At 35.9% G+C, this 8,879-nt stretch carries 12 protein-coding genes and 1 pseudogene; 2 read left to right on the top strand and 11 right to left on the bottom strand.

From position 1 onward, the window contains the following. Positions 1-215: 215 nt before the first annotated feature. The 10 genes and pseudogenes from KHM83_RS19055 to KHM83_RS19010 all read right to left on the bottom strand — a co-directional run bounded on the left by KHM83_RS19055 (position 216) and on the right by KHM83_RS19010 (position 6,376). Positions 216-887: a hypothetical protein gene (locus KHM83_RS19055; RefSeq protein ID WP_213238623.1), complete on the bottom strand. Its 672-nt coding sequence runs from the start codon at positions 885-887 to the stop codon at positions 216-218. Positions 888-911: 24 nt separating this feature from the next. Continuing rightward, a complete protein-coding gene (locus tag KHM83_RS19050; protein WP_213238622.1) occupies positions 912-1,289 on the bottom strand; it encodes a hypothetical protein in 378 nt (125 codons plus the stop codon). 69 nt (positions 1,290-1,358) lie between these two features. Continuing rightward, positions 1,359-1,643: pseudogene (lepB, locus tag KHM83_RS20070) on the bottom strand (signal peptidase I); the annotation flags it as partial. A gap of 79 nt (positions 1,644-1,722) precedes the next feature. Next, on the bottom strand, positions 1,723-2,220 hold the full coding sequence (locus KHM83_RS19040) for a hypothetical protein (protein WP_213238621.1): 498 nt from the start codon (positions 2,218-2,220) through the stop codon (positions 1,723-1,725). A 748-nt stretch (positions 2,221-2,968) separates the two neighbouring features. Beyond that, positions 2,969-3,553, bottom strand: coding sequence for a hypothetical protein (locus tag KHM83_RS19035; protein WP_213238620.1), 585 nt, complete (start codon positions 3,551-3,553; stop codon positions 2,969-2,971). Positions 3,554-3,591: 38 nt separating this feature from the next. Further along, complete coding sequence (locus KHM83_RS19030; protein ID WP_213238619.1) at positions 3,592-3,747, bottom strand: hypothetical protein; 156 nt, start codon at positions 3,745-3,747, stop codon at positions 3,592-3,594. Positions 3,748-3,800: 53 nt separating this feature from the next. Next, entirely contained in the window at positions 3,801-4,292 is a 492-nt protein-coding gene (locus KHM83_RS19025) for a hypothetical protein (RefSeq protein ID WP_213238618.1), read from the bottom strand. A gap of 173 nt (positions 4,293-4,465) precedes the next feature. After that, positions 4,466-5,125 (bottom strand): hypothetical protein, encoded by a 660-nt coding sequence (locus tag KHM83_RS19020; RefSeq protein ID WP_213238617.1) that lies wholly within the window; start codon positions 5,123-5,125, stop codon positions 4,466-4,468. Positions 5,126-5,310: 185 nt separating this feature from the next. Next, positions 5,311-5,685, bottom strand: a complete 375-nt coding sequence (locus tag KHM83_RS19015) for a hypothetical protein (protein WP_213238616.1) — start codon at positions 5,683-5,685, stop codon at positions 5,311-5,313. A gap of 172 nt (positions 5,686-5,857) precedes the next feature. Continuing rightward, positions 5,858-6,376: a hypothetical protein gene (locus KHM83_RS19010; protein WP_213238615.1), complete on the bottom strand. Its 519-nt coding sequence runs from the start codon at positions 6,374-6,376 to the stop codon at positions 5,858-5,860. A gap of 139 nt (positions 6,377-6,515) precedes the next feature. Here KHM83_RS19010 and istA point away from each other — a divergent pair, with 139 nt between their 5' ends. Together istA and istB are read left to right on the top strand one after the other, a co-directional pair. Next, the gene (gene istA, locus KHM83_RS19005; protein WP_213238614.1) at positions 6,516-7,730 is read left to right on the top strand and encodes an IS21 family transposase; all 1,215 of its coding nucleotides are present in this window, start codon (positions 6,516-6,518) and stop codon (positions 7,728-7,730) included. Continuing rightward, positions 7,727-8,485: an IS21-like element helper ATPase IstB gene (istB, locus tag KHM83_RS19000; protein WP_213238613.1), complete on the top strand. Its 759-nt coding sequence runs from the start codon at positions 7,727-7,729 to the stop codon at positions 8,483-8,485. The genes istA and istB overlap by 4 nt, the downstream gene beginning before the upstream one ends. 64 nt (positions 8,486-8,549) lie before the next feature. Here istB and KHM83_RS18995 read toward each other — a convergent pair whose 3' ends face one another. Further along, complete coding sequence (locus KHM83_RS18995) at positions 8,550-8,765, bottom strand: NUDIX domain-containing protein (protein ID WP_343213181.1); 216 nt, start codon at positions 8,763-8,765, stop codon at positions 8,550-8,552. Between the last annotated feature and the right edge of the window lie 114 nt (positions 8,766-8,879).

Here is an 8,879-nt window from a genome sequence, read left to right as displayed (position 1 = left end):
GCACGATATTTATTGGATTTCATGAAGCATGTCTGAGATTCATCTGAACAATAAAGTTTAAGTTATCAAAGAACATTCGGGTGGGTTTCAAAACCCAAACCCTATATTTATCTTACAAGGAGGAGATAAATAATCGTATTTACGGGCTTTTTTTGTAATCGCAATGGCTACCTCCATATTTTTAATCAATCTAGTCTTATGCCTTCACTGTTAAATCAATTCATCTCACTTGAGTTGGATTCAGATATGATTTCACCAGAATCTTCATTAATGAATTTCACATTAATGTTATCGACTTCTTCACCATCAAAGATGCTGTATATGCCTCCCATGATATAAAAACTCATGGATGAAAATGATTCTGCTAAGCTTAGCGTTTCATTTTTTGTTACAACAACAAATTCAGTAAAATTATCATTTGCTTCAATTGATACAATACTCGGAAAATCTTCTGAGCCAACCATTTCATCTAATGCTGTTTCAAAGGATAACTTCGTTTCTGCTATAAATGCATCATACTTTTTCTTCGTCATGACATAGGTTGCACTGCCATCTTCGTTTAGCGTAATTGATTTAAAGCCATTTTCTTTTGCCGTTTCGTTTAATGTCTCTTGCGTCGCTTCACCAACAAATTGAGACGGAAAGGTTAATTCGACTTCAAACAAACCTTCTTCCGTTTTTATCTCACCGATTGCTTCCAGTGCTTCCAGTTCATTTTCTGATTCTAATTGCTCATCAGCACTTTCATGCTCGCTCTCACTTGATTCTACAGTTGCCTCCGTCTGATTATCGGGTTCTTCTTGGATGCCATCATTTGGTGCTGACGTGCTGCACCCAGCTAAAACCAATGTCAGGGTCATCATCATTGCTAATAATTTAATTTTCATTGTTATGCTCCTTATTAATCGTTTTTATTCCGGTGTGATACCTTCCAATAGATCGAGATTTAATATCGGTATGCGTTTAAATTTAAACCTTAAAAATGCTGATTTCGAATCAACTAGATTTCCATAGCTCTGCTCTGAATCTTCATATTTATAGATCGTAATGTCTACGACACTTTCCGTATTCGAATAGGATATAGAGGAGACCTTAGGTGTATCATACGTGTCGATGTCATAAAGATAGAAAATTTCAGCCACTTCTGAGCCATAAATCTTTTTTAATGCCTCAGACTCCATATCGAACATGTTTTTAAATACGCTATTAATCTGGTAATCTTTGTCATGTATACTAATCGTCACAATTATAGCAACAAGTAGTAATATCAATATGATTTTGCGTTTCATTTTCAGTACTCCTTAAAATTATCAAGACAAATTCAAAATTCAGTGCATGGCGAGAAGCTCCGTTTTGAACTAATACAATTTGCCTATTTTTGAAAAAGGATACAGTCTATAGGTTGATTTGCCAATAATTTTATCGATAGAGACCGTGCCGATGGTATTATCCCGACTGTCCGTGCTGTGACTTCTGTTGTCGCCCATTAAAAAATACTCACCTTCAGGGATTTCAATTATATCGACATAGCCGGTGGTTGGCGAACCAATATAGGATTCTTCAAGTTTCGTACCATTAATGTAGCCATTGGTATCGGCAATAAAAATAGCATCACCGGGTACACCGATGACTCTCTTAATTAATTTCTTACTCCCATGTGATTATCCCTTTCTAATCAGTATCATATACATAATCGGGCGCTTCATCCTATACTGCCTTAGCTCAATAGCTTCCTTCCAGTTTAACATGTTCCTGACGCTTTGCGATAGAACGATAGCTCAAAATCATCATCGTGAGTATTGCAATATCCGTTATAATCTTAATGACGCCATTTATCATTGATACACGAGCGATGAATGTCCCAATCGTTGTGTCGTGTAACGGAATAGCCATTTTGCCTGAAGCAATCAAATTGAAATATAGAGGTGTCCCGAAACTGATAAGCATTTGGAAAAGGGCAAGACATACATTGACAACAGCCATTATTTTTACCGATCGAGCGCCTGCACCACTAAGTTCAAGAATTGAAATAATAACTAAGGTCAATATCAATCCGATACTTATAAATAAGGATAGATAAGAGCTGATACGAACAATGTGTTGAATGGTTTCAGCATCCGTCACATTTGAATAATGCATAAAAAGCATGCGATTTGCGATTGTATAGATATACCGTATAATAAACAATAAAAAACCAATTCTATAGACATTTTTTTTCATTCGCTTACCTTCTTTCTAATTGTAAAGAAATTGAATCATTCCCTAATCAAATAATTTCATTTCAATATAACCCCTATTAGATTCTATGTTAACTACTAGATATTCCTCTATTCAATTCAAAACAAGACACATAACGTAATTTTTGGTACTAATTCAATGCATTGACTTCGAGGAGGCTGAGTGAATTTACGCTTTTTCGAATTTAAATAGCCTCCCAGAATGTCAATTGTTTTTCCAATTTCTACTCTATACATTCTAAACTTTATTGATTGATTAATCTATGGTTTTTACATAAAATAGCAATTCCTATGACATAAGTCGTGTCGGGAATCGCTATTTTTGTATGATAAAATTATATCCGTTTATTATTATGGCACTAGAAATTTTAGGAGTCTGAGAAGGACACGCTAATTGAACGGTTGGATTGATATTTACTTTCAAAAATGTTATCTTTTGGGTGCAAGTGTTACCAAAAAACATATAATGATGCGTTATTCATCAAGTAGGGAGATTTTTTATGAATGCTACAGCGACTTTGCCAGCTTCGACACCGTTACTCATAACCATTTTACCAACGCTTTTATTATTGGGAGTTCTCATTTTAATCGTATTGTTAATCTGGTATTTCATCAGTGTGAATAGAAAAATAGCATCAATAAATGATAATCTGAAAAGGATCCTTGATTTGCTTTCGAAGAAAACGAATCAATAATTTATTGCATTAATACAGCATGTGATCCATTTTATTTTAATCAGAATCGTTCATTGGACTCAGTTTGAGAACAATCGATGATTCTGTGTTTTTGGCAGCATCATAAACATCTGCATAGGGTGATGTCATGTCATTGAACTGATGGTATCCCCAGAGTGGCACTTTAATATCATCAGCAATGCTTCTTTCATCAACATAGCTGCTTTCAAATGTACCGTTTGCATTATTAGCATTCATATCCACGTCAAATCGTATTGCCGTTGCACCGCCATTCGAGTACATGCCAATAATAACGGCATATGCTAATGGATTGCTGTCATCAATCTCAATGGATAACCCTTGATAATCTGCTAATGCGATGTCCATCGCTTTACGGATGATATCAACCAATTTGCCTTTTTCCCATATTTCAATATCCAAATTATAATGTTTTTCACCATCATAATGAATGTCTAAGTATTCAGATGCAATTTGATTGATGTGGACTTTTGAAGCTGGGTTTTCCGCATCAAATATTTCATGACTATTGATAACAACATTATTTGTGCGATCGCTTTTCTCGCATGATGTAATCAGCAAGACCGGTATCATTATGATAATCAAGATGACTAGTTTCTTCAATATGCCGCCGCCTCTCAATGATTGATATTTTAACGTTTTCAATTTGTTTCTTTTGTGAATAATTGTATTTGCAAAGGATTGCCATACATATACCGAATGCCGTCTTCATCCCAGCCGCCATATGGCATACTGTCAAATGAAACGATTGCCCACGGCCGAATAAACAAAGCCATTATCAATGTTCTCTTTTTCATTTCTGCTACCTCAAAAGATGTGTTGGATTAAAAAGATGGAGGGCTGTTAAAATTCATCTAATCCTATCATTTGCCATTGTGTCCTCAGAATGCTGCTTTTTCCCAAATAGTATATAAACGAAGGGCAAACACAGTCCTAAGGCAACGCCAATCCATACATTGCCAAAATATCTTAAAGTGATTTGTGTCATTGTAGAATAGATATTGATTGGCATAATGAGAAGCGTATAGATTGAGAATAATCCATTGAGCCCTACTTCGAAAGTGATTTTTTCAAAAATTAAAACGATGACATAGTAAAGTACCATCACAGCTGATGATTTCGCAATCTCAGACTTTGACATATCTTTAAAGCATAATAGCCCTGATCCTAAAATAGCACAGATACTATAAACCAGCATGATGTAAAAGACGGTATCTCCCATCTCCAGTGTCCACTCATTTGTCCCTCTGATCAAAAATCTAACAAGAAAGTGGGTTACAACATTGTATAATATGCCTGTGATGATTGATACGATCAATACCCTCAAATTTTTATGCTTCACTTTTTACACCTCATTTCCATACAATCCACTAATGATGTCATTTTACAGATCATTGTACTTTTCTATTGTATCATTAGTATGAACCAATATATTAATTGTTAATAAACTGTTATGAGAATATAATATGGCATTATCTGTTTGTTGAACGAATACAATGAGATTCTCATATTAGACTAAATCAGAAATATAAACAGTGCTGCAATATACGTCAATACCGTATTCTTATCTGTATGCAAATAGCCTAGTCCAATGAGCAGTGCGATAAAAACACCGTATAGACCAACGGATATGCCTTGAGTTAAGAAATGAACTGCGCCCCAAGTTAAGGCCAATATTAAGCCGCCATACGGCATAATATGATTATACCGTTTGTTTAATCCCCATTTACTTCCCGTTATGATAATCAATGTTATCAGTGAAGCTTCTAAGAAATAATAGATAATCTGCAGCATAAATGTTACGAAGCCTAGCTGATTGTAATGAGCCATACTGTATTGATACTCATGAATGATCTGGATTACGCCCAGTGATTTCACATTGTAATTAACAACCGCTATCAATATTATTGTGACGAGAAACTTAATCGAAATTTTCAGAATGCCTTCATGATTAACGGTTATGCTGGGCTTCTTTATTTTCAGATATTTTATCACAATAGCTACTGAAATTGACCATAGTATAATGGTCACGGTTTTGCTCACAGCAGCCCGATAGATTACATCATCTCCAATGAGCATTGTTGTGGCTATATGCACGATAATATCTAAGTTCAAAGCAAGAAATATCCATAATGATGCGGACAGATAATTTTTCTTAGGATTAACACATTCCATAAATTCTCCTCGGTAAGACTTCAATATTTTTTTAGGAAATTCAATTATTGCCCTAATAAGTATTGGTGTTAATAGGGCCATGACTTACAATCGTTTTTCAATTTAATATAATTGCATAAAAATCGTGTACAAATTACTTTACAAGGCAGGCGTCATCAACTCGGATGATTTCTGCTTTTTAACGGTTAACCAAATGCCGTCATCCAAAATGAGATTGCAGCAATTATTGAAAGCGGCGTCATTGTGTACTTTTCCTTTTTGCTTTTTGAAAGTAAATTCATAATGACATTTAATGATAGGTACACGGCAAAGAAAATGCAAATTCCCTTTGTAACGCCGACTGAAAAGAATAGCGGTACAAGGCCGGCGGTTTGTAAGATGATGATAGCCGCAAACCATTGAATAATGACAGAAAAGCCAATCATATACCTGATCTTATTGGGGACAATTTGATATTTGCCGCCCATAACAAATGCTCCCAATGGAAAGCCTAATGCCACTAAAATATAGAGGATCGAGATTAAACATAAAACGGTACTGCCGATTATAGCGATTGTCATCTTGTTTGCCTCCTTTTACATTAAACGTTAAATAATGTTCCCATGACTCACGACCGTTCTGCTCATTAAAACACAAAATCTAATTTGGCGTATAAATGCTGCTATTTGGCTTGGATCAATCACGCCCAATCAGTCAATATTATGTGCAAAGCAGACTGGTAATCGTGCACTGTTAACCGATGGTTTTTAGGAATGCTAAGGTATCGGTTAAATCTCTAATTATAAGGATCGTTAGTGATAAGAATACATCTAATCCCAAGGTGGGTATCAATTTTCTTTCGATGCGAAATTGCTTTAGAATATCTTTTCTTGTGAGAAATAAAACCAATAGCGCCCCAATCAAAATCATTATCATTATTTCAAATAAATGATTTGGATAAAAGTGAATATCAGCAACACCGGAAATTTTTTGATATAACAGTGAAAGTGATAACGTTTCTAAACTCCGAATCGCTAAGAATATGAAGTTGAAGACTGCTAGATGCCATCCCCACTTTTTGCCCAACACTAATCCAATGCCAGAGACAACATACAGCAAAAAGTACAATGCTGTTAGTATTGCGATCTTAGTATCGAATGGGTTATTTATCTGAAAAACATTCACAATGTTATTGATAAAACCGTGTCCATACTTCAAGATACCATAAATGATGCTAATGAATCCTATTACTTTAACGATGTTTAATTTCATTGTTTTTTCCTCTCGTAAAAGCTGTTGTAAGTAACGGTGTTAAAATACCAATAAATAACGGTTGAAAAATCCCTGAAAAAAGCGGTATGCTCAAATAAAAACAGGAGCATATCAAGTGACGACACAGGGAGAATTTTACATGATCAAAGAAATGCGAAACAAAGGTATGTACATCTCAGATATCTCAAAGTCAATCTGTAAATCTGAAAAAACAGTGCGAAAAGTTTTGAAATCAGATGAACACGAACCCTATTCAAGAACGCCAAAGCCTTCTAAACTTGATCCATACAAGCCATATATCTTAAAACGTATGGATGAGGGCTGCCTAAACAGTAGCATCATTTACGATGAGATTAGCGTTCAGGGCTATGCAGGGAAACGAACGATTTTACGCGATTTTATGAGACCGCATCGTAAACGCTGTAAACAAAAGGCGTACAAACGTTTTGAAACAAAACCAGGCGAACAAGCACAGGTTGATTGGGGAGAATTCACTCTTGATTATGGTGGTACAACAAAACGCATTCATGCATTTGTCATGCTTATGGGCTACTCAAGAGCACTTTATGTTGAATTCGTTGAAAATGAGAAGCTTCAAACACTTATTGAATGTCACGAGCGTGCATTCAAATATTTTGGTGGTGTCCCCCAAACCATTGTCTATGATAACATGCGAACGGTTGTTAGGGACATCAAAGCGCAAGGTCTTGATCGTTTCAATAAAGCTTTTTTAGATTTTGCTAAACATCATGAATTCAAACCAATCCCTACAAGGCCCTATCATCCGGAAAGCAAGGGAAAAGTTGAAAGCGGCGTCAAGTATGTAAGGCGAAACTTTTGGCCTAGAGTAGCAGAAATTACCGGCATTGATGATCTGAATAATGAAGTGAGACACTGGACACATTACATTGCAAATGTTCGAGTACATGGGACAACTAAACGAATACCAGCCCAAAGTCTAGCTGAAGAACCCCTTCATCCACCAAACCCAAAGGACTTTAGGCTAACTGAAGATACCAAACGCAAAGTCAGTTCAGATTGTTTCATTTCATATCAGTCGAATCGCTACAGCGTACCACATGAATATGCTGGACGTGTTGTGTGTATCAGAGACCGACTGAATGGTTCACTTGATATTTATACGTTAGAGAACACAATGATTTGCTCACATGTAAAGCTTCATGGCAAATACAATCTTTCAAAAAATAGAGAACACTTTGAAGGCCTTTTAACAAGAGAGCGAACGGTTGCAGCCAAAGCTCCTAAACTTGTCCCTACAAAAGACTCCAAAGTGCACATCAGACCGTTAGCGGTCTATGATGACATCGTTGACGCGGAGGTGAAATCCTCATGACCGAAAGGCTTATGAAAGCTTTTGATACACTGGGATTTATTCATATCCCTGAGGTTTATGATCACCACTGCGAAAGTGCTTCTGAGAACAGTATATCGTATCTTGAGTTTCTTCTCAAGCTACTTGAAGCTGAAATTAGCGCCAAAAATGAACGCGCCATTAAAACAAATATGAAGTTGTCGAAGCTACCTTATCATAAAACAATTGATACTTATGATTTTGAATTCCAACCAAGTGTCGACCCGAGAAGGATTAACGAACTCTTGACACTACATTTTGTTGAAAAGCATGAAAATGTCATCTTACTCGGTCCACCTGGCGTCGGTAAAACGCACCTTGCTGTAGCGCTTGCAATCAACGCAATACAGCATCGGTATACAGCTTATTTTATAACTTCACATGAGCTCATTGCAACGATTAAAGAAAATATTACTTCCGGAAAAATTCACAGAAAGATTAAAACATTCAACAAGCCGGATGTTCTAATCATTGATGAAATCGGATACACACAAATGGATGATGATGTGGCGCATTACTTTTTTCAAATCATTTCTAACCGATATGAAAAGGGATCGCTCATTCTTACTTCAAACAAGACTTATGGTCTATGGGGTGAAGTATTTGGAGATACGATTATTGCAACGGCAATCCTTGATCGACTTTTACATCATTCTACAACCATTAACATCAAAGGGAATAGCTATAGAATCAAAGAGAAGAAAAAAGCTGGGTTTTATGCATCACCTTCTGATTGATGACGTTAAAAAAGGGACTTTTCAACCGTTGTTTTATGGAAATTTTCAATCGGTATTGACACTGTCAGAATCGGGAAATGCTCAATCTTTCATTACAGAATTTTTCTAATATCGGTTTTATAGGCGGACTTAGTTCCTTTGGAATTTCGTCAAATTTAAACCATTTTAAATCACTCACCTCAGATACTTGTTTAGTTAATTCACCTGAAAAATCGTTACACAAATAAACAATGTCAATAATATGAACCTCATTGCCATCCGGATAGACGTGATTGTTTATGGTAATCTAAAAATACAATGAATGGCAGACAAAAATACAAAAAAATAATTGCCAGTACAATCTCAATCTTATACCCTTGAAGTGACCAAACTTTAAGGAGGAAAGGACGTGCTA

Source organism: Fusibacter paucivorans, from assembly GCF_018390735.1.
Taxonomy (GTDB): Bacteria; Bacillota; Clostridia; order Peptostreptococcales; family Acidaminobacteraceae; genus Fusibacter; species Fusibacter paucivorans.
This window is presented reverse-complemented; position numbering and strand designations above follow the sequence as displayed.